Annotated in this window: 23 protein-coding genes and 1 tRNA gene; 20 read left to right on the top strand and 4 right to left on the bottom strand. The window is 45.9% G+C overall.

The annotated features are described in order from the left end of the window. Positions 1-5 precede the first annotated feature (5 nt). Genes B3K42_RS05450 through B3K42_RS05400 form a run of 11 tightly spaced genes read left to right on the top strand, consistent with a single transcriptional unit; the run spans position 6 to position 5,447 of the window. Positions 6-506: a hypothetical protein gene (locus B3K42_RS05450; RefSeq protein ID WP_110990462.1), complete on the top strand. Its 501-nt coding sequence runs from the start codon at positions 6-8 to the stop codon at positions 504-506. 55 nt (positions 507-561) lie between these two features. Continuing rightward, positions 562-1,242 (top strand): hypothetical protein, encoded by a 681-nt coding sequence (locus B3K42_RS05445; protein ID WP_110990461.1) that lies wholly within the window; start codon positions 562-564, stop codon positions 1,240-1,242. A gap of 40 nt (positions 1,243-1,282) precedes the next feature. Further along, a complete protein-coding gene (locus B3K42_RS05440; RefSeq protein ID WP_110990460.1) occupies positions 1,283-1,780 on the top strand; it encodes a hypothetical protein in 498 nt (165 codons plus the stop codon). A gap of 4 nt (positions 1,781-1,784) precedes the next feature. Further along, on the top strand, positions 1,785-2,099 hold the full coding sequence (locus tag B3K42_RS05435) for a hypothetical protein (protein ID WP_110990459.1): 315 nt from the start codon (positions 1,785-1,787) through the stop codon (positions 2,097-2,099). After that, on the top strand, positions 2,096-2,449 hold the full coding sequence (locus B3K42_RS05430) for a hypothetical protein (RefSeq protein WP_110990458.1): 354 nt from the start codon (positions 2,096-2,098) through the stop codon (positions 2,447-2,449). The genes B3K42_RS05435 and B3K42_RS05430 overlap by 4 nt, the downstream gene beginning before the upstream one ends. A 1-nt stretch (position 2,450) precedes the next feature. Continuing rightward, complete coding sequence (locus tag B3K42_RS05425) at positions 2,451-2,702, top strand: hypothetical protein (protein WP_110990457.1); 252 nt, start codon at positions 2,451-2,453, stop codon at positions 2,700-2,702. Positions 2,703-2,725: 23 nt separating this feature from the next. Further along, complete coding sequence (locus B3K42_RS05420; protein ID WP_110990456.1) at positions 2,726-3,820, top strand: metallophosphoesterase; 1,095 nt, start codon at positions 2,726-2,728, stop codon at positions 3,818-3,820. Positions 3,821-3,840: 20 nt separating this feature from the next. Continuing rightward, positions 3,841-4,314: a hypothetical protein gene (locus B3K42_RS05415; protein WP_110990455.1), complete on the top strand. Its 474-nt coding sequence runs from the start codon at positions 3,841-3,843 to the stop codon at positions 4,312-4,314. After that, complete coding sequence (locus B3K42_RS05410) at positions 4,311-4,760, top strand: glucosaminidase domain-containing protein (protein ID WP_110990454.1); 450 nt, start codon at positions 4,311-4,313, stop codon at positions 4,758-4,760. Before B3K42_RS05415 ends, B3K42_RS05410 begins: the two co-directional genes overlap by 4 nt. Continuing rightward, positions 4,753-5,208 (top strand): hypothetical protein, encoded by a 456-nt coding sequence (locus B3K42_RS05405; RefSeq protein WP_110990453.1) that lies wholly within the window; start codon positions 4,753-4,755, stop codon positions 5,206-5,208. Before B3K42_RS05410 ends, B3K42_RS05405 begins: the two co-directional genes overlap by 8 nt. Then, positions 5,205-5,447 carry a hypothetical protein gene (locus B3K42_RS05400; protein WP_110990452.1) on the top strand — a complete coding sequence of 81 codons (243 nt, stop codon included), beginning with the start codon at positions 5,205-5,207 and terminating at the stop codon, positions 5,445-5,447. Before B3K42_RS05405 ends, B3K42_RS05400 begins: the two co-directional genes overlap by 4 nt. Positions 5,448-5,592: 145 nt before the next feature. Here the strand turns inward: B3K42_RS05400 and B3K42_RS05395 are convergent. Further along, positions 5,593-5,668: transfer RNA gene (locus B3K42_RS05395), tRNA-Pro, on the bottom strand. A 220-nt stretch (positions 5,669-5,888) separates the two neighbouring features. Here B3K42_RS05395 and B3K42_RS05390 point away from each other — a divergent pair. Next, a complete protein-coding gene (locus tag B3K42_RS05390) occupies positions 5,889-6,803 on the top strand; it encodes an ABC transporter ATP-binding protein (RefSeq protein ID WP_110990451.1) in 915 nt (304 codons plus the stop codon). Here the strand turns inward: B3K42_RS05390 and B3K42_RS05385 are convergent. Then, positions 6,798-8,030, bottom strand: coding sequence for a Gfo/Idh/MocA family protein (locus B3K42_RS05385; RefSeq protein WP_110990450.1), 1,233 nt, complete (start codon positions 8,028-8,030; stop codon positions 6,798-6,800). The genes B3K42_RS05390 and B3K42_RS05385 overlap by 6 nt on opposite strands. A 123-nt stretch (positions 8,031-8,153) precedes the next feature. On the opposite strand from B3K42_RS05385, the gene B3K42_RS05380 reads away from it, so the two are divergent. From B3K42_RS05380 to B3K42_RS05350, 7 genes are all read left to right on the top strand, one after another. After that, on the top strand, positions 8,154-8,366 hold the full coding sequence (locus tag B3K42_RS05380; protein WP_110990449.1) for a transcriptional coactivator p15/PC4 family protein: 213 nt from the start codon (positions 8,154-8,156) through the stop codon (positions 8,364-8,366). A 1,432-nt stretch (positions 8,367-9,798) separates the two neighbouring features. Then, positions 9,799-11,691: a histidine kinase N-terminal 7TM domain-containing diguanylate cyclase gene (locus tag B3K42_RS05375; protein ID WP_258367253.1), complete on the top strand. Its 1,893-nt coding sequence runs from the start codon at positions 9,799-9,801 to the stop codon at positions 11,689-11,691. Between the two features lie 238 nt (positions 11,692-11,929). Continuing rightward, the gene (locus B3K42_RS05370) at positions 11,930-12,808 is read left to right on the top strand and encodes a carbohydrate ABC transporter permease (RefSeq protein ID WP_181419072.1); all 879 of its coding nucleotides are present in this window, start codon (positions 11,930-11,932) and stop codon (positions 12,806-12,808) included. Further along, the gene (locus B3K42_RS05365; protein WP_110990448.1) at positions 12,805-13,635 is read left to right on the top strand and encodes a carbohydrate ABC transporter permease; all 831 of its coding nucleotides are present in this window, start codon (positions 12,805-12,807) and stop codon (positions 13,633-13,635) included. The genes B3K42_RS05370 and B3K42_RS05365 overlap by 4 nt, the downstream gene beginning before the upstream one ends. A gap of 28 nt (positions 13,636-13,663) precedes the next feature. Next, entirely contained in the window at positions 13,664-14,914 is a 1,251-nt protein-coding gene (locus tag B3K42_RS05360; protein ID WP_110990447.1) for an ABC transporter substrate-binding protein, read from the top strand. Positions 14,915-14,972: 58 nt separating this feature from the next. Beyond that, complete coding sequence (locus B3K42_RS05355; protein WP_110990446.1) at positions 14,973-16,763, top strand: CehA/McbA family metallohydrolase; 1,791 nt, start codon at positions 14,973-14,975, stop codon at positions 16,761-16,763. A gap of 14 nt (positions 16,764-16,777) precedes the next feature. Continuing rightward, positions 16,778-17,527, top strand: a complete 750-nt coding sequence (locus B3K42_RS05350) for an alpha/beta hydrolase family protein (protein WP_110990445.1) — start codon at positions 16,778-16,780, stop codon at positions 17,525-17,527. 18 nt (positions 17,528-17,545) lie between these two features. Here the strand turns inward: B3K42_RS05350 and B3K42_RS05345 are convergent, their stop codons facing one another. After that, positions 17,546-18,577: a hypothetical protein gene (locus tag B3K42_RS05345; protein ID WP_258367250.1), complete on the bottom strand. Its 1,032-nt coding sequence runs from the start codon at positions 18,575-18,577 to the stop codon at positions 17,546-17,548. A 734-nt stretch (positions 18,578-19,311) separates the two neighbouring features. Beyond that, positions 19,312-19,428, bottom strand: coding sequence for a four helix bundle protein (locus B3K42_RS13905; RefSeq protein WP_422655863.1), 117 nt, complete (start codon positions 19,426-19,428; stop codon positions 19,312-19,314). 437 nt (positions 19,429-19,865) lie between these two features. Between B3K42_RS13905 and B3K42_RS05335 the strand changes: the two genes are divergently transcribed. Then, positions 19,866-20,513 (top strand): PD-(D/E)XK nuclease family protein, encoded by a 648-nt coding sequence (locus B3K42_RS05335; protein ID WP_258367249.1) that lies wholly within the window; start codon positions 19,866-19,868, stop codon positions 20,511-20,513. Positions 20,514-20,855 lie beyond the last annotated feature (342 nt).

The following is a 20,855-nucleotide window of genomic DNA, read 5'->3' as shown; positions in this document are numbered from 1 at the left end:
TAAAAATGAGGAAAATGGTTTTGGCACTTCTGATTGTTCTTGTTGTAATTTCAACTGCAGGCTGTCTGTTCTCGGAGGAGCCCCTTACAATCAACGAAGAATACACTGTTCAGAGAGCAACAGAGAACAAACCAATAGTAAAAAAGATTCAGTTTAGAGGCGTAGGACACGTAGGAAACTCCTATATTTGGGACGATGGTGTAAACCTTTATATCAAGATAGTTTCTCTAATACCTGAATGGGAGATTCACAAAGCGGCTATCTATTTCACTACGCCTGACAATAAGTATGCTCTCCCTAGAGATCCTAGGACGAAAAGACCTTCACTTTATGCGGGCCCTTATGCTCAGTATCCGCCAGTTGGAACATCCGAAGTTATATGGAGTGTGCCTTTGAGCGAATTTACAACATCATATGTAATATGGTGGACTTCCGTAGATTTCTTTAACAGGAGCATAAGAAAAAAACTTTCTCTCGGCGCGTGTGGAAACCGCTATTACTTCTAACAATTCTCAACATTAAAACACAATTCAAGCAACAGTTCACAAATGAGGTGGAGAGATGGCTAGTTATTTTACGTTAACGTTGGATACTACTGGCCCTGCGAGTCCGTCTATATCGTTGGATAGCGGTGCTGAGTATGCGACGGCTCAACTTGTAACAGCAACTATCGGAACGACTGACAGCCCCACTACTGGCTATCAGATGAAGATTTGGGGAGATGTGGACGATACCCACAACCCGAGTATTCAAGCAACAGAAGGCGCGTCGTCGTGGATTTCATACTCAACTTCTCAACAGGTCAAGCTATCTTCTGGAGACGGAAGCAAGACCGTCTATCTGAAGATAAGAGACGACGTTTACAACGAAAGCTCTCAGGCAAGCGACACCATCATTCTGGATATGACGCTGCCTGTCGTAACTGTATCCAACGTATCTGCCACGAAAATTTCGAAGGTTGCTGGAAAGAACAGTATGACTTTCCAGTTCTCTTCTGATTCGATATTTGACGAGTACAAGGTGAAAGTCGTTGCCACGTCTGGAGCTGCTCACGACACAGGTACGCAGATTGGAACAGCAGGAGGATCTGTAAACGTCTCTGGAAGTACTGGCAACTATCCTTCTGCCACTCCAATAACCGTTACCATAAAAGGAGCTGATCTCGAGGCTGCAAGCGGAGGAGACGGAGCAAAGATCATAAAAGTGTTCGTGAAAGATGACGCTGGAAACTGGTCAGCTTAATGGGGAGGGGCGTTAGCCTCTCTCCTTTTGGGGTGATTGTATGAATTACTTCATATTGGAACTGGACACCACATCACCTGTAATAGAGATCAAGTGTCCTGACTACACGACAAAGAGAGAGCCTTTACCGATCATCATTCAAGCTAACGAAGCTCTCGATTCATGGCACGACGTATTCATCATAGACTCTCAAGGCGCTAGGTACAACGTGATACTGACCCTGAACGGAGACAGGTTCGAAGGTCTTATCTCCTTCAACGAGGTTCATCACGGAGTGGCTACGATATTCGCTAGGACGAGAGATGAGGTCTTCAACGTATCCAACATAGCTCAGAAATCCATTGTGGTTATGGCTGATGCCGAGGTGTTTCTTGAAATCCTTATTAGCGAAGAGACAGCAGACTTGCAAATCACAGAGGCAACTATGCCGATACAACTATCTGAGGCTGTTATGGCTCTCGTTTCGGCAGAAGAGACTCAGGACATTAAGGCAAGCGAAAGTGCTAGAGAGATAGAACTTTCTGTTGAGTGGGAGTGAGACAATGCCTTATCAATCAGGTAACTCTATAAAACTAAATGCAACGTTCAAGGACTATTCTGGCGATGCGGTTGACCCTGATCTCGTCAGGCTGAAAGTGTATGACAGCAACTTGACCCTTTTGGACACTATAACTATCGGAGCTGAGCATAGGCTCGCTGCCGGAAGTTACTTCTACATCTACCAGCTTCCTGCTCAGTCAGAAAGCGCATACCCGACAGACCCTATCACCATGTACTCGTATTACTATGAATGGTACGCGGAGATAAGAGGTTCTGTCTCTCTAAAGCGAGCGAAGCTGGACGTGAGCTTTGTATGAGCGTTTCGATACTCTCTGTTAACAGATACAGATTGTCATACATGAGCGGATTCGATTCCGCATTGGTAACTTTCGAGTCTGATTCTGACCTAACCGCATGGCGAATAATGAAAGACGGTTCTTCATACGACACAGGAACGCTCTTAGAAGAGCTTACCAAAGACTGGTCTAACCTCTCAGATGAAACGTGGGGAGCGCAGAGTACGAAGAGCTGGAACGAGCTTTTGAAACTTGACGCAGGTACGGACGTGGTGGCACAGATAAACGCTGCCGAACTTGATTTAGGCACAAACACGATAAATGTTTATGCGAAAGATACGAGCGGAAACTGGTCATTGAGGGAGAGTTAATATGCCGACAACTACTACAAATCACGGACTAACTAAACCTGCTGGAACGGACAACGTTGATGTTAGTGTCCTCAACACAAATTTCGACAAGATAGACGCAATGCCTGTTTTGTACAGTCAGTCAGCAGAACCTACAAACAAGGTAGCAGGAAAAACTCTCTGGCACGATACGGACGACGACACGCTAAAGTTGTGGAACGGCACGGATTGGGTAACCATTTCGGCATCATCTTCAGGCGCAACATGGGGTTAATACACTAACACAAGGAGCGCGAAATGAAGTGGACGATTCACGAAGACACGGTATTAGTTGAAGGAAAGAAGAATAAACGCTCTTACGCGCAGATTCAGGAAGAATTTCGTAACGACCCTAAGTGTAACAACAGGAACATGGAAAACATCAGAAACAGATGGAGGTACTTGAACAAGAATCCGCACAGAGATGAAGACGATTTCAAAAGGATTTTCGAGATTCTCAAGAGGAGGCAATTTATTTCTATAAATGAGCTTGCCGATATGACTAAGACGACTCGAAGCAAGCTCGTTATCTTCCTTCAGAAGATGATGGAACAGGGAAAGGACATTTCGATAACAAATAATGCCGTACTCTTCAATTCTGGTGAAGAGTTTTCAGTCCTTCAACTCGAGAGCGAAGACGACGGATATATTGAGTACGCTCAAATAGCAGACACTCACTTGTGTTCAAAGTATCAGCAATTGACGGCTCTAAACTTCTTCTATGATGAGGTCGCGCGACGAGGGATAAAGTACGTCTTTCACGGTGGGGACGGGGTAGATGGTTTCAAAGTGTATCCTCTCCACACGCCTGAAGTATTCCTCCAAACAGAGGACGATCAAGAAGATTACTTCGTAGAGAAATATCCAAAGCGTGAAGGTGTCAAGACGATCATGATTCTCGGTAATCACCCTGAGTCCTACCTCAAACTTTCGGGGACTGACTTCCTGAAAAAGGCGACGATGAGAAGAGACGACGTAATCTATATAGGAAGGCACTCGGGAATTATAGAGAAGAATGGCTTCAAGTTCTACCTACACCACGGAGACGGCAACGCGTATGCGGAATCGTACAAATTGCAAAAACTTGCAGAGACTTTTACAGGGCCAGACACTCCTGATGTGATTATACAAGGCCACTACCACACAGAAATATCAATGATGATACGAGGTATCTATTGCGCGCACCCTGCCAGCTTTCAGGGAAGGACACCATACGCTGCCAGAAAGGCTTTCGCTGAACCTGTTATAGGCGGTCATATCGTAAGGTTGGAGCGCAAGGGAGACCTTCTCATGAGGACTGTAACTTTAATCGAGTGCGAAGAAATCAAAAACGACTACCGCAAAGAATGGTAAGCCTTTAGAAGGAGAAGACTATGGACGAGAACAAAGAAGGCTGTCCACCCGATTGCAACTTCGAGAAGAACAAGCAGATGTTTGAAGAGTCGATCTTAAAGAAGGTGAAGCAGATGTTGCGTCTTGAATATGACTCTCTGTTTTCGCAGTTCGATGATTACAAGATGGAACAGGCGAAGGCTATCGAGAGTTTCAAGAAGATTCAAGACGAGACTCTCAAAGAGTTCAGAGAGGAGCTTATAACATACTTCAGAGATAAGTTCGAGCCAAATTTCACGCAAGCAATCTTTGAGATGAACAAAAGTCTTGTGGAGAAAGTGATAAACGGTAACTATGATCTAAAGAAGATGCAAATGGAGGAGGCCACAAAGAAAGAGGCTCTCTCAACGTCGGTAAAGACTAAGAGATTAGAGATGTGGCAATTCGTTCTCGTAGCTATCTTTGGAGCTTTTGGAGTAAAAGTGATTGAGTTTATAGCGGGGTTATTCAAATGACAAAAAACGACTTCTGCATGATATATGGAAAGGACGCACTGCTCGTAGAAGGGGCAACAGGGCTTATAGCTGACTTGATTCTTGCTCAGAGCGCTTTGGAGACGGGTTGGGGAGAACACGTGTATGGAAACAACCTGTTTGGGATAAAGGCGAGAGAGGGCGAGCCGTACTTCGAGAAAACGACAAAAGAGTGGGAGATGGGCCATATGGTGAGCAAGGTTCAAAGGTTCGCTTCCTACACATCTCCTTTGGTATGTATGCTGAAGTACTGCGAGAAAATCCGACTACACTACGATGTGGCTTGGTCGTACAGGTACAATCCGCTACTGTACTTCGACAGCCTAAAATATGGAAGATTCGGCGCTTATGCAACTGACCCAAACTATACTGCGCTTTGCATAAGCGTATATAAGAGTCTTCCGAAATGGAGGGAAGATAATGACTGATGTTGTAGGCTTTCTGATCTATCTTGCAATTGTTCTAGTATTCACGTTCGTGATCGTTAAATTGCTTCAGGCGAGAGACAAAGAGACTTCGGCTGTCAATCAGATGATGATAGACATGATACCGACAGGAACGAAGGTAATAACAGACGTTGTGGCCTCTATCGTGAAGAAATTCGATAAAGACCCTGCTAATGATAGCGTAGTAGATATGCTTATGAAATACGCGACTATTAGCGTTGCTTCTATGGAACAGCAGTACAAAACCCTCAAGGCAGAGCTGAAAAAGAACGGCGGAGATATTATCGCGTTAAACGACTCAATTAAAACTAAAGCCGTTGAGCTGGCCGAGAAGCTGGCAACCTCTGATGGGAAGGAGCTTGCTCCAGATCAGAAAGAGATGATGCCAGATATTGTAGAGGCTGCGTTAAAATTCTTATTTAACAAATGAACGAAGTAACAGGAGTTAGGATAAAACTGCCAGAGCTGACGACTACGGACTTCAAGTACAACTTCCTCCCTGTGTACGAGAAGGACTGGTTCAGCATAAACCTTTCACTCGATTCCAAAGAGTTCAGGGGAACGTTAGGTTTCCGAATCAAACCGCCGTTTTACTTTCACGTCGGCGGAGCATGGAACGTTCGCATAACATATTTCGATCTACTCATAGGATTTGAATTGAGATTCTAATAGACGCGTTCATTCTAAACCTCCTAGACCTGATGAAAAAGCCCTCCCGATATGGGAGGGACTTTTTTCATTAAAATGACGCGACTCTCATCGCGTCTAATAGACTTTGGTAGGGTATTAGAACTATCATCGCGGTACTAACTGCTGGTCGGGAAGACAGGATTTGAACCTGCGACCTCCTGTGCCCAAGACAGGCGCGCTTCCAACTGCGCTACTCCCCGCTCACGAATCTAAATATATCAGATTTTAGGGATGCCGTCAATAGTACAGAATCAGAGTAATGAATTGAACGGAGAATAGAGATAGAAAAATCCACTCCCAGTAGCTTGTCAAAGATCTAGGCTATCATTTAGACTGAACGGCAATCATGTGGTTCAACATGGGAAACATCAAGAGCCATTTACAGGAAATGTAGTAGAATATTTATTGAGGTGGTAATAGTTGGCTGCGATTGTTACATCCAATCTCGTGAAGAAGTTTGGTTCTTTTGAAGCTCTGAACAAAGTGTCCCTTTCAATAGAGAGTGGTGATGTCTACTGCCTTCTCGGACCGAACGGGGCCGGCAAGTCAACCCTGATAAGGATCCTGACAGGTCTGATGAAGCCTACTTCGGGCAACGTGAGAGTCGCAGGAATGGATTTGAACAGTAAAGCAAGAGAGATTAGAAAGAAGGTCGGACTTGTTTCGGAGCGGGTTATTCTTTATGATCGACTCACTCCCATCGAAAATTTGCTTTTCTTTGCTTCGATGCTCCGTGTTGGCAGAAAGGACGCGATGAAGAGGATCCACGATCTCCTCGAGAAGGTAGATATGCTTGATTGGAAAAACAAGCCGGTCAGAGTCTTTTCGACTGGGATGAAGCAGAGAGTGAATTTTATAAGGGCTTTGCTTCATGATCCGGAGATACTATTCATGGATGAACCGACCCTCGGACTGGATCCCCATTCGACGAGGACTATTAGGAACATGGTGAGAGAGCTCAATGAATCGGGAATAACAATAATCCTAACTACACACGTAATGGGTGAGGCTGAGAGCATTGCGAAGTCAGTTGGCATAATGCACAGAGGAGAGTTGATCTCTAGTGGGAGACTAGAAGACATTCTTGCTTCTATGAAGAGAGATCGAGTTACCGTTACGGTGAAGGGTTCACCTGATTTCTCCTTAGAAAAGATCGAGGGGTATCAAAGCGAAATCAGGGTTGATGGAGCAGTGAAGATAAACTTCCAGCCGGGGTGGACTATCGAGGATGTCCTTCCAACGGTTTTGCGGATGAAACTTGAAGTGATTGATATTGAGCACAAAAGACCTTCTCTTGAAGATGTATTCGTCGAACTTACCGGAGAGAAATCATAGAGCAAGAAGACTCCATGGATCGATTTTCGAACCACCTTCAAGTCTTGACTTTTCTGCAGCCCAGCACATGAGGTGACTCTGAATCGAGTCTTTGAACGAAGTTGACAGTCCTCCCGTTTCGCCTTTCAGGTATCTCACGAAATCTCTAGTAATCTCCATGTCGCCGCCGCCGTGCCTTGACCCGTCATGTGATATCTTGTAAATCTTCGTCTCTCCTGAGAAGAGTCTCACCTTGACTCTGTCTCTTTCAAAGTCTCCGTAGACCTCTCCGTCGCTTCCGCTAATGAAGATCTTCCTTGTCTTTGAACTTGTGAAGGCATTCATGGAGAAAGAAGCTTCCGCGCCGTTTTCGAACGAGACTAGAACATTCTGATAATCTGCAACGTTGTTGTCGCTTCTGAAAACGCATTTGCCGTAACTGCCGGTACGAAGAACATCCCTTCTCTTTTCGAGTGACATATCATTTCCAATCGTATTCACTGGCCAGCAGGTATTATCCGAAAGATACTGCGTCACGGCCGAATACGGGCAGGTTTCTTTGAGAGGACAGTCCAGGCATCTTTCTGTAGAACTTGCGGGCGCGTTCTCTCTACGGAAGTACTTGAGGTCACCGTGGGAAACGACTGAGAGTGCTCTAGAGGAAAGCAACCAGGTAAGGATGTCCATGTCGTGACAACTCTTTGAGAGAATGGAAGGACCTGTACGTGTCGAGTCTCTCCAATTTCCCCTTACGTAGGAGTGAGCGAAGTGATAGAAGGCGACCTGCTCCGTGTACTCAACTGCAATTAGCTTTCCGATAGCTTCCGATTCAAGAAGCGACTTGATCATTTTGAAGAAGCCAGAGTATCTCAAAACGTGGGCAAGAAAAAGCCTCGATGTGTCTGCGCCGGAGCTTATCAAATCCCTGATGCCGTTCAAATCGGCAGAGACCGGTTTCTCGAGTAGAACTGCGTAGCCACTTTTAAGAGCTTCGATTGCCGGCTCTACATGCACAGCCTCAGGTGAGGCAACGATAACACCATCTGCAAACTTGGGTCGTGAAAGGAGCGATTTCCATTCAGCCACAGCATTTTGAGGAATAATAGAGTGATCCTTTGCAAATCTCTCTCTTCTAAACTCATCAGGCTCAGCCACAGCAACCACGCGCGCACCGTCTACTAAAAAGACAGCCTGACCATACGCGAAATACCCTCTATTTCCCGCGCCTACCATTATTAGATCTATCAAGAGAATCGACCACCTTAATCTTCACTGAACCGATTCTATCACTCAATTCTTATGGAGGAAGATAGTCAAATTCTCCTTGATGTGATATAAAAGGAAAGATTAAATTTGAAAGGAGTGAAGAGTTTGACAGACATAAAGAGAAATGACACTGAAATCGTTCGTGTCTCGAAGAGAGAGTTTAAAGGCCACGAATTCCTTGATCTCAGGATCTACTATCAAGATGATGAAGGCGACTACAAACCAACTAAAAAGGGAATTACAATCAATCCCAAACTCGTCGATGAATTGATCGACGCCCTCAATAAGGAGAAGGATTCGGCGCCTGTAAAAGAGTGAGCTTTTTGCCAAATTGAGGCAAGAGTGGGAGGTTAGAAGATGTTTGCATTTTTCTTCCACCTCCCTTCTTGTACTCTTGCTTCTCTTTACTTCTCTCTGGTTGTTCATAAGCTCCGCACTTTTTTCCCTCATTGCGAACGGAGAGCATAGGATAAGAGAGCCTAAGCGTGGCTACAGGTACGGTTGTGTGTTGGAGCATGCCAAGTAGGAAAGTTTTTCGTTCTTGGTCAAGGTAGAAAACTTTTCACGCTTGGGAGAACGTGTTTCGGGCGAACGGCCGTTCGCCCCTACAAGAATTTCGCGATTCTTAATGGGATCACAGATAGAGAAGATCTACCTGCGTAGCAGACTGGCTTTGAGGATCTTTCCCCGCGAAGCGGGCCTTGCGTCCACTGATGCTTTTCAGTGCATTGTTTTATTCTTCCTCGCGCAGCGAGCCTCACTTCCTGGGATGTACTTCCCAGCATCACTTCTTCAGAGGTTCTCACCCAGCCTCGCGTCTAGTATTCTTGGTAGCATCACTTCCTGAAACACTTCTTTTATCTAGCAAAACCCGCTCTCATCAACCCGGTTTTCTTAACCCGTTCTTCGTAACCCGATCTTTCTAACCCGCGCTCTGTAACCCGCTCCTAGTAACCCGTATTTCCTGACCCGTTCTTCCAACCGATCCTTCGTTTTCCAGCGTACAGCCTTCAGCCTTTCTTATCCCAGCGGCTGTTTTAGCTCTGCGTAGCCGGGACTGGCCAGGCGAAGCCTGACAGGCCACCGAAGGTGACTGGCCCGCACAGCAGACCGACTACTTTTTGGCTTCTGTCTTGCGCCTGTGAGAGGGCTTCCCCTCTTCGGGCGAACGGCCGTTCGCCCCTACAGAATCACCTAAGATTGTCATCCCGTAGTGTTCCTGTACGGGATCTCGCACCTAGGAACCGCTGTACGCTGAGAAGACCCGTCCTTCGTTGTCCGTCCCAGATCACGGACCCGTCCTTCGCCAAGACCCAAGCCCAGATCCTGACCAGGAGCATTGTCAGGATGACTTTGAGAGCGGGATGACACTTATCATTGCTCTTTCAGATAGAGGTCTGGCTTCTTCTTGCAACTTGTATCTTGGAACTTGCAACCCCGGACGGTGGACCGTTGACGGTTGACCTGAGAGGCTTCCTCGCGTCAGCGAGCCGTACCGGTTTGTTCAGCAAATGGGTATTATTTGTGATGGTCTTTCCAACCCCCTACCCGGACCTGCTACCACGCTATCAGCCTCACTTCTGTTCTTACTCTTCTCATAAAACGTTGGTCCATTGAAGATCAATGCCTGTCACATCAGTAATGATTTACTTCTCTTTGTCAAGCCGTAAAAAAACGTTTATAATCTGACTATCAGGAGATTTTCGGGGTGTGAGATTTGAATATTTACGCGATTCTGACGTTCTTTCCAGTGGCTATCTGTTTTTTTATGGTGTTCCTTTGTTTCAGGCAGAGGAGTCTTTTGGAAGCCAGGACTCTTGGTCTACTAATGCTGTCTATAGCGTGGTGGTCGCTTTTCTATGCGCTGGAGTTGCTTTCTTATGATCTTGAAAGTATGAGGCTTCTGAACAAGATTTCTTATCCAGGAATAATGTCCGTTTCGGTCTTCTACTTTCTTTTCTCCATGGCGCTTGTAGACAAAAGAGATTGGTTTGGCTGGAAGAGGATTGTGATGCTATTTATTGTGCCCATTGCCGTTTTGATTGCGATGTGGACAAATGAACAACACTGGCTATTTTACTCCCTTAGTGAGCTAGATCAAACTTCGGCTTTCCCCCTGCAGAGATTGGTTCACGGGCCACTGTTCTGGGTTGCCATGTTGTACAATTATTTCTTGCTTTTATCAGGAATCGTTGCTGTCTTCAGGAAGTATATCCGTTCGACGGGTCTGTATAAGGGTCAGTTGAGGATTACTCTACTGGGAACGGTATTCCCCATATTGGTCAACATTAACTACTTGTTTGACTTTGTTGATATAGGATATTTGGATTTGACTCCTTTTGCCTTTACAGTAGCCGGCGTTTTTGCCGCCGCAGGAGTTTTCAGATATAGATTGTTCGACATACGTCCCGTAGCCAGAGAGACTGTAATAGAAAGGCTTCCAGACGGGATAGTCATTCTTGATGATGGCGGAAGAATAGTCGATTTGAATCCGATGGCTTGCAAAATGTTGGGCATAGATGCTTCAGATGCTATTGGAAGCTCAGTTCAGGAGGTCTTCACCGATATCGAGTCTCTTGTAAGCTTCTTCACTTCTGGCTCCGAAAAGAGGGAGTTGAACGTGCGAGAGAGAGTCATAGAGATAAAGCAGAGTCCCATCTATAGCAACAAAGGCGAGATCAGAGGGCATATCGCGTTGTTGACTGACATTACAGAAAGAAAACAGGTCGAAGACGCACTGCGCCAGAGTGAGGAGAGGCTTGCGCTTGCCGTGAAGGGCGGGAATGTTGGTCTTTGGGACTTCAATATAGACAAGGGAGAGCTTTCGATAAACGATCGATACTACCAGATCATGGGGTATCCTGGCGGCGATTCGCTGATAACCTTTCAGGACTGGAAGGAATTTGTGCATCCAGAAGATCTTCTTCCTTCGCTTGAAGAGATGGAGAGATGTTACAACGGAGAGAAAGATTACTTCGACATAGAGTATAGGATGCTTTCAAAAAGCGGTGAGTGGGTCTGGGTTCATGATAGGGGGGAAGCTGCAGAGAGAGACAAGAATGGAAAGGCCAAGCGAATTCTTGGAACCCACATCGATATTTCCCCAACCAAACAGATTGAAGAGGCTCTTCGTGAAAGCCAGGAGAGGTACAGGAAACTGGCGACTACGGACATGCTGACCGGTGTAATGAATAGATACTCACTGAGCGAGTTATTAAGAGCCGAAATGGAGAGATCAAGGCGTTATGGAAGCCCACTTTCACTACTGATGTATGATCTTGACAATCTCAAGATGATAAACGATAATTATGGCCATCTAGCCGGTGATGAAGCTCTCAAAATTACGTGTTCTTACATTCAGTCAAGCATCAGAAGTTGCGATTATCTGGGGAGATGGGGCGGGGATGAGTTTCTAGTTATCGTAACTAACACCAATCTGGAAGGCGCAAGTAAGATGGCCGAAAAACTCAGATCGGGGCTGTACGAGAAGGAGCACAAAGACTTTGGAAAGCTGAGCATCAGCATCGGGGTTTCCACTCTCCATAAGGATGAAAGTGATTTCGATGCCTTGCTGCGCCGCGCCGACATAGCTTTGTATGAGTCAAAGAGAAAGGGTAAGAACAGGGTTACATCATATGATTGATTGCACCATTAGTATTGAAATTGAAGAGAAATGAAGCTAGGTTTGAGTAAGTGGCATTTAGGTTGATTTTGCATTCCCGATTGTGCTAGACTATGTTAAGCGTGACAGAGATGATGAGAAAGTCGTGCCTGTTTTAGGCGGCGGCTTTTTTTGTTTTGAGATGATCTTTCATTAACATTTGTGAGTCATAATTTTTGTGATACTGATTCTTTCATTTGTGAACAGTGGGGTGATACGTTTGCGGCGTCGAACCAGGGAAGCTCTCACCGGTTGGGCAACTGTCTTACCGGCTCTGATAGTTCAGGTGATCTTCATCTATTTGCCTCTCGCGTGGGCTTTCTATATTTCCTTTTTTAACTGGAATATGATTAGGCCAATGAGGTATGTAGGGTTTCAGAATTACGAGAGGTTATTCTCATCTGCTGACTTCTGGAACTCTATGAGTGTAACAGGGATCTACATTCTTGGTACGGTTATTCCTTCGGTTGTTATAGGGTTGCTGCTCGCCGCTCTTCTCAATATTGAATGGATAAAGGGTAGGGGCATCTTCAGAACGCTATTCTACATTCCGGTTATCACTTCTATGGCGGCTGCGGCTGTAATTTGGGGCTGGTTATATGAACCTAATTTCGGATTGGTTAACTACTTTCTCTCAATATTCGGCATTAACAACATCAAGTGGCTAAGTGATCCGAATTATGCACTCCTTGCTTTGATCATCGTCGGGGTCTGGAAACGTATAGGTTATAACATGGTTCTCTTCCTAGCTGGGTTGCAGACTATTCCAAAGACATATTATGAAGCTGCCGAGATCGATGGGGCTACGGCCTGGAATAAGTTTAGAAACATTACGCTTCCTCTACTTTCACCAACAACACTTTTCGTCTTTATTATGCAATTCATCGCATCGTTCAGGGTCTTCGTCTCGGTATCTGTCATGACGAATGGCGGGCCGGCGAAGAGTACTCAGGTTATCACCTATTATCTGTATGAAAACGCATTCAAGTACTTGAAATTCGGATATGCTTCCGCAATTGCAGTTGTTATGTTTGCGATGATGATTGTATTAACCCTGATCCAATTTAGACTCAGCAAAAGGAGGGTGCATTATCAATGAGAAGAAAACCGGCCCTTCCTATTAGACTCATTGTCTATCTGGCGATTATTTTCGTGGCTGTAATTATCAATCTTCCATTTTTCTGGATGCTTGTTACCTCTTTCAAGACGGAAGATGCGGCTTTCACAATTCCCCCGAGCTTCCTTCCTACAATTTTCGACTTCAGGAATTTCGTGAAAGCCTTTGAGCTAATTCCTCTTGCGAGATACATAGGGAACACGCTTTTCGTAGCGCTAACCGTAACTCTGCTCCAGTTGATCTTCAATTCACTAGCCGCTTACGGGCTCGCTAGAATCAAATTCAGAGGTGCTAACGTGGTCTTTATGATTCTTATTGGAACACTAATGGTGCCTCCTGAAGTAACGATGGTTCCGCTGTACGTTATCGTAAAGCAATTAGGCTTCATTGACAAGTATCAAGCTCTCATTATTCCCTTTATGAGTTCTGCGTTCGGGATTTTCCTGCTTCGCCAGTTCTTCATGGGAATTCCTAAAGAGCTTGAAGAAGCTGCAATCATAGATGGCGCAAGTAGAATGAAGATCTTCTTCAGGATCATTCTTCCTTTATCTAAACCTGCATTATACACAATGGCCCTGTACACTTTCCTCGCACACTGGAATGAATATATGTGGCCGTTGATTGTAATCAATGATGCAAAGAAACAGATGATTCAAGTTGGTATCTCCCAGTTTGTTAGCGGTTGGGAGACACAATGGACTCTTAGGATGGCCGCTTCAACCACGGCTGTAATTCCAATAATAATCTTTTTCTTCTTTGTTCAGAAACAATTCGTGGAAGGAATCAGTATTTCAGGGTTGAAAGAGTGACCCAAATCTTGAAAGGGGAGGTTTTTTTATGAAAAGAACATTTCTAATCACACTTCTAGTAGTAGCCGTTGCTGCGATAGGGTTCGCGGCACCGGTGAAGGTAACAATGTGGTATGCCCAGACGGGCATATACTCCCAGACTCTCCTCGACATTGTGGCAGAGTTCAACAAGCTGCATGAGGGAGAAATCGTAGTGGAAGCCGTCTATACCGGGAACTACCAGGACACGATGCAGAAGCTTCTTGCAGCCATGGTAGCCGGCGATATGCCTACACTCGCACAGATTGAACAGTCGAGAATAGGTCAGTTTGTCGACGGCGGTGCGTTCCAGGATCTTAACTACTTCATTGACAAGGATCCCGAGTTCAAGGCAACGCTCGATGACTTCTGGCCGAGATTCATTCAGGCTAATACCTATGAGCAGGGTCTCCTTGGATTCCCTCTTAACTGTAGCACCCCGTTGATGTACATCAACAGGGATCTTTTCAGGCAGGCCGGACTTGACCCCGACAATCCTCCGAAGACCTGGACCGAGGTCTATGCTGCTGCAAAGCAGATCAAGACTCTGGGGGAAGACATTTTCGGTTACAGATTCGGTGTCGATGACTGGCTTCTCGAAGCTTACATTTGGCAGTTCGGTGGGCAGATAATCTCCGAAGACGGCCGAGAAATGTTGATCTACTCGCCTGAGACAGTGGCTGCATGGAACTTCTTCCAGAAGGGTGTTAGAGAAGGAATATTCATATTCGGAGTCAGCGGCGGAAACGAACTCGATCTCTCCGGAAGAATAGCGATGGTTGTCCGTTCTACCGGAAGTCTTGGGTATTTGAAGCAGAATGCGAAGTTCGATCTCGGTGCTACCACTATGCCCGGTCAGGTTAAGGAAGTTGTTCCGATAGGTGGAGCGAATGTCTTCATGTTCTCTGCGAGACCGCAAGCGGAGAAGCAGGCAGCATGGGAATTTCTGAAATTCCTAACTTCTACTGAGAACACAAAGAGATGGTCACTTGCAACAGGTTACATGACCAGCAGAATCTCCGCCTTCGAGTCTCCGGAGATTCAGAAGATCATGACAGATGATCCAAGATTTGCCCTTACTTATCAACAGCTGAGAGACAGCGCTGTGAGGAGACCATGGTACGGACCATATCCAGAAGTACATGCAATGATAACTTCTGCCTGGGAAGATGCAATGTCTAACCCGACTAAAGATGTTGATGCAATTCTGAAGAATTTGCATAAGGAAGCTCAGTACGTGCTCGATGATTACTACTTTTGATCGATAGCAAGACAAATGGGGGCAGTCGTTGGCTGCCCCTTTTTTTAGAGGTGATTTCGTGAAAAAAATTTTGATAGTGGTTCTCGTAGTTGTTTCATCGCTCTCTTTCGGTCAGGTTTTCTTTGGAAACATTCACGCCCACACTTCTTATTCAGACGGACTGGGGACTCCGGAGGAGGCCTTCGAACACGCGAGAAATTCAAATGTCGTTGACATACAGGCAATAACCGACCATGACCACGATCTGAACTATCCGCTTCCAGATGGCTCATGGAAACTGGACAGAATAATCGAAATGGCCGAGAGATTCACTGTTGAAGGCGAATTCATAGCAATTTCAGGCTTCGAGTGGACGCTGACCAGTCGGGGACACATAACGATATACGACACTTCGGAATGGATTGATAGAAGCACAACGGATCTCTACGACATCTACAAGTGGATCGTGGATAAGCAGGCAACGGCTCAGTTCTGCCACCCTGGAAGGAAGTACGGTGATTTCCTCGATTTTGAATACTTCCCCGAAGTGGATCTTTATATAAACACGATTGAAGTTGGAAATGGTGCCGGATCGAATTCGAATAATGTGATAAAGCAAGAATATTTCGAGAGGTATCAGCGAGCTCTCAGTCGCGGCTGGCATGTTGGAGCATCCGCAAATCAAGACAATCATCAGAAAAACTGGGCGACAGTAAATGATGCAAGGACCGCCTTCGTAATTGATGAACTGACAACGGAAAGGGTCTATGAAGCGCTGAAGACAAGGAATATATACGCCACTGAAGACCGTAACGCTTTCATAGCATTCTCCGCTGAGGGCGCGAAGATGGGCGATACACTGTATGACTTTCCCAGGGCCACTCTTAAAGTTGAGTACAGTGACCCCGGTGAGCGTGTTCGAAGAGCTGCGATCTACAGCAACAACGGAATAATCGAACTGGATGTTTCCGGTGATGAATGGGAAGTCGAGATAGATGTCGAAAACCCTCTTTCATATAACTGGTACTTCGTCAAGATCGATCAGATCGATGGAAATGAGCTGGTCTCTTCTCCAATCTGGTTTCAGAGCAGTACGAACAAATACCTTCTAAATGCAAGGACGATCGATCCAAGACCGGTTAAAGGACTCCCATTTGATGTCGGTTTCGACCTGATAAACTCTTCGAGAGAAGATCAGTTGATTTCAGTTGAAGTGAAGAGCGGAGAGACTATCGTATTCTCAAAGAACTACGAGATATCATCTATGACCTGTCAGGAGATCGTCGAGACCTCTAAAACTGAAGAAGACTCTCTTGACTTCTTTGTAGATGATGAACTGGCATTCAGAGTCAACGTCGATTATGTCGGCTTCACTGCTCATCTTGACACTTCTCATGAAAATTATTTTCTGACAGAGTTGAAGCCGTTGACTCAGCTTTTCGAGGATCTCGGTGGTGAGGTGAAGCCCGTAATTGGAGAGCTAATAAAGAAGACGACCTTCAGCGGTCAAGTCCTTATACTTCCCCTACCGGATGCCGACACTTTCATGAAGGACTTCATGGAAATTTCTGAAGAACAGGTTGACTTCATCGTTGATTATGTTAGGAACGGCGGGCTCCTCGTTATTGTACTTGCAAGGAAGGAGATCACTCACCCAGCGATCGAGAGCTATAAGCTTCTGTTTGAGAAACTCCCTTGGATGGTCGAAATTGAAGAAGGTGGAAGATCTGTTTCTGGTACCGGTACCAGAAATCTTGAGATAGAAGATGGGGGTGGAGTGGTAATCCTTACCTGGGAGGAAGCGACGGGAATGGAGCCGATATCTGAAGGAACAATCGGCTATATAGAAATGAAGTTAGGTTTGAGATGAAGTGAGGGATTGATTTGTCTAGATTAGAGAGTTTCACACTTGGTGAAGAAGGAAAAAGAATATTCGGAATATGTGAGTATCCTTCCTCAGGGAAAAGTTTCCCCACCGTCCTGATGTTCCACGGATTCACGGGGGAGCATATAGTCTCCACATTCAAGTTTCCCCGTCTCTCGAGAAGACTCGTCAAGAAGGGAATAGCAACGGTGAGATTTGATTTCAGGGGTTCCGGAGACAGCGAGGGTGAATTCTACGAGATGTCACCGTTGACTGAGCTTTGTGACGCAGAGGAAGTCTATTCTTTTGTCAGATCGAGAAGCTGGTGTTCGGAAAGGATCGCTGTTGTCGGGTACAGCCTGGGTGGTATGGTTGCTTCGCTTTTTGCCGGGAGACATCCCGAGATTAGTTCACTGCTTCTGTGGTCGCCCGTAATAATGAATCAGGAGTTCTTCAACCACGAGGATTACTCTTTGAAAGACGGCGAGGAGTATAAGGACGTTCTGGGACTGAAGCTCGGATCGATCTTCTTAGAAGACGGTCGCAGTGTCGATGCTTCGGAGGAACTCAGAAACTATGAAGGAGATCTTTTGATTGTCCATGGTTCCGACGATGAATCGGTGCCATATCTTCCGGTAAAGAAGTATGCAGATGGGAGAGGGTTGAAGATACATACTGTAGAGGGAGCCAATCACAAGTATCAGAGGATAGACTGGATAGAGGAACTCTTTTCGGTTTCCTCTGATTTTCTAGCTAAGACACTTTTGTAGCGGGCGTCAAGGCGCCCGCTATTCGGTTATTTGCTTCCTTATCTCTTCAAGAGCTTCGTCAAGCAGCTTTATCTCAGATCGGAAAGTCAATTCTCCATCGTGAGTCTCAGAAATTACCAACCCCTGTCTGGACAATCCAGCGAGAGTGTTTATTGCATTATGGCGATGTAGGCCAGACAAACCTACGATACTCGAGAGAGTTTGACTCGAGTGTAGAACGTTGCGAAGGATCACAATTGCCTCTTCCTTTGACATCGTACTCATTATGCAGGCAGCATCTTGCTTTTCGACCGTAAGACTCCGCTCGCTTATCCTGTCGGCGCCGACAACAGAGATAATCGAATTCTTTTCGGGGACCTCGATTGTGGTAGAGGAACCACCAAGAAACCATGTAACCAGTAATCTCAACTCTTCAACAGATGGATCAAGAGCGTCAGGATCAAGTAGAAAGTGCAAAAAACTGCTCCCGAACTGTTTGAGATTTTCTTCGAGAAGTCCAAGTGAGTGGGAAGTGGAAAGGGTAAAATCCGGAGATGCTAGTAAATTTTCCCTACCGAATTCAAGGAGCTTCACGAAGGAGTCGCGCGTTCTTGACTGATCCTTCAACATTTCGATAGCTTCGTATCTGCCCGGGTTGGTAAGAGTAGGGTTTGAGAAGGCAAAATCCAGAGCAGCCTTTTCATCGCGTTTGAAAGACTTAATAATCATATCGTCTAATTCATCTGGCTCCTTGAAATCGCTGCTCAAGAACATATGAAGCAATCTCTCCGCTGAAGTCTTCTTGATCAAGCCAAGGAGATCTGAAGGAGAAGGGGAGTCCTTAAGGAAGAGATAGGGAACGACTCTGAGACCAAAGAAGGCTTCCCAGCCGAAAAACCTTTCCAGCCATTCACGATAATCTGCAGGCATAGACAGGCGTGACTTCGAGACCCATTCCGATAGAAAGTCAGAAGATCTTCTATCGTTATGGATCATTCTTTCGTGGTTGTTGAGCCTGAACAAAGACATGAGCAGTTCGATTCCACTACTTTCAACGGTTGATATATTCACAAAAGACCCTCCGAAAACTCCCAGCAAATCCGTGTTCTTTACAAACAATGTTAAGAATCGAGGAGAGGCTAAGAGATCTTCCTTATACTATTATGCCTCAAACGCGAATTTAGAGTGAAGTAGGGTGTCGAGCATGGGGTCTCGGGTGTCGAGAAGAAAAGCGATTGACCCCTTTACCACTCTCAGTGCTGATGAAAACATTATCTCGGTAGCGGCTTTTCGAAGACTCCTTGCATCGTTTTAACAAAGCGACTTGTTTAAGTGCCTCACTTTGTCGTCCCGTATAGCCTGCCCCAATGAGCCTGCCCTGAAAGCCTGCCCCAGAATGCTCCTGTTTAGGGTCTCCTGTTTGGGGGGTCTGCACAGGATCTCGCACCTAAGAGCCGCTGTACGGTGAAGAACGAAAACCCGCTAATCGCTGAAAGAGCCGCTTGCTAGGAAACGCTGGACGCTGATCGCTGTGAAAAACCGTCCTTCGTTGACCGTCCAAGATCATGGACCCGTCCTTCGTTAGGATCAGTCGAGATAGAATAGCTGGAGAGGTTCGCTTCCTCACGAGAAGGCACCTGAAGAGCCGCTGTTCGCTGATCGCTGAACGCTGTGAAGTGCCGTCCTCCTTCAGCCGTCATCGGTCCTCCGATTTTTCAAGAGACTTGGAGAGTTTCCAGAGCATTCTACTAATGCTTTCAGCCCTGTTCTCGATTAGATCAAGCTGATCTCGATTCATATCCAAACTAAAAGGAAATCCCCAGCTGGACCACTGTCTCGTTCAAAGAACCGCGGGCAAGATATAGAAAAAGGTCAAAGTCTTTCTTATGTTTCTTCCCTGCTCCTTCGGCTATATTCGACACAACTGAAACCGCTGCCCTTCTTAACTAAGAAACAAGACTGAATTTCTCATCTGAAGGGAAGAAAGAAGTCAATTCATACACATCCTTCGCGAAGGACTTGCCCACTTTCCAGACTTCCAGATTCTTGAAACCAAATTACATTTCAAACCCCGATGATTCTTAAGTATTCTGATACAGCTTCCTAATTCCGCCGACGGTGGACCGCTGACGGTTGACTTTGTTCTTAATGCCCTTGCTCTTCCAAGCGTTCAGCATACAGCGAAGAGCGGATCTTCGAGCCAAGAACCGAGATTCTGACCAGGAGCTTTGTCACATGACATAAAAGGCTGAAGGAAGATAAGTTTGAGAGGGGGATGACACTAATCATTGCTCTTTCAGATAGAGGTCTGGCTTCCTCTGGCATTGGAACTGTACTCAAGAAAGGAAGGTGATTCGCCATGAATCCGGCAGTAAAAAACGAGAACGGACCTCTGGCAGGAGATCCGCTCTCAAAAAAACAAAATAGAAACCAAATCAATGTTAGCACTTCTAGTCAGAAAGTGACTAATTCTGTCTACAGTTTCTGCAACAGTGATATTACTTCGGAAGGAAAAGCAGTATCAACAGAGTGCGGGTCGGGAAGAACCGGGCCTGCATTCTCTGAGAAATTAGCTTTTCAGAAATCCCAAAACAGAGAACGGCTGACGGAGAACCGTCAACCGTTCCCACTGTCCTACTCCCGAATCAAGGCCTTCATAGAATGTCCTCACAGGTTCTATCTCCGCTATTTCGAAGGACTTCCTGAAGCTCATGGAGAGGGCAGAAAACACAACGGCCTCATCTTAAGGGCGATGTTCAATTCCTTCCTCGGTAATTATCCTACTCCTCTTCTCTTCGGAGAGAACCTGAAGAGGGACCTAGACGAGATAGAATTCGGGGGCCAATTCCTCAAGAGCAAAGATGTTGTAGCTCTCAACATCCCCTTCGCACTGGATAGATTCTCGAATTCAATTCCCTTCGACGAACCGGAAGTGGTATTCAGGAACTTAGCGCAGGCGCACATGGAGACGAGCGGACAAACGTCCCTCGTTCGGCTAAGATCATGATCCCGTCCTCCGAGAAGAGCGGTTCTTCGTTCCAACGCTACGTGTCCAGGTTCTTCGTTCTAGGCCCAGGATATCATAATGCTGAACTTGTTTCAACATCCAGGTCCTTACATTCTGGTTTTGATTCTTATTCTTGCAACTGATTCTCTGCTTTTCCGACACCCAACCCGCTATCCCCAACCGCGGTTTTTCATAAGATCAGATCCTGAACAGGAGCAAGAGGATGACTTTGAGAGCGGGATGACACATATCATTGCTCTTTCAGATAGAGGTCTGGCTTCTTCTTGCAACTTGCATCGTGGAACTTGCAACGCGTACTCGGTCTGACCCTTGGTTATTGGA

The sequence above is a fragment of the Mesotoga sp. UBA6090 genome (genome assembly GCF_002435945.1).
Classification (GTDB): domain Bacteria; phylum Thermotogota; class Thermotogae; order Petrotogales; family Kosmotogaceae; genus Mesotoga.
This window is presented reverse-complemented; position numbering and strand designations above follow the sequence as displayed.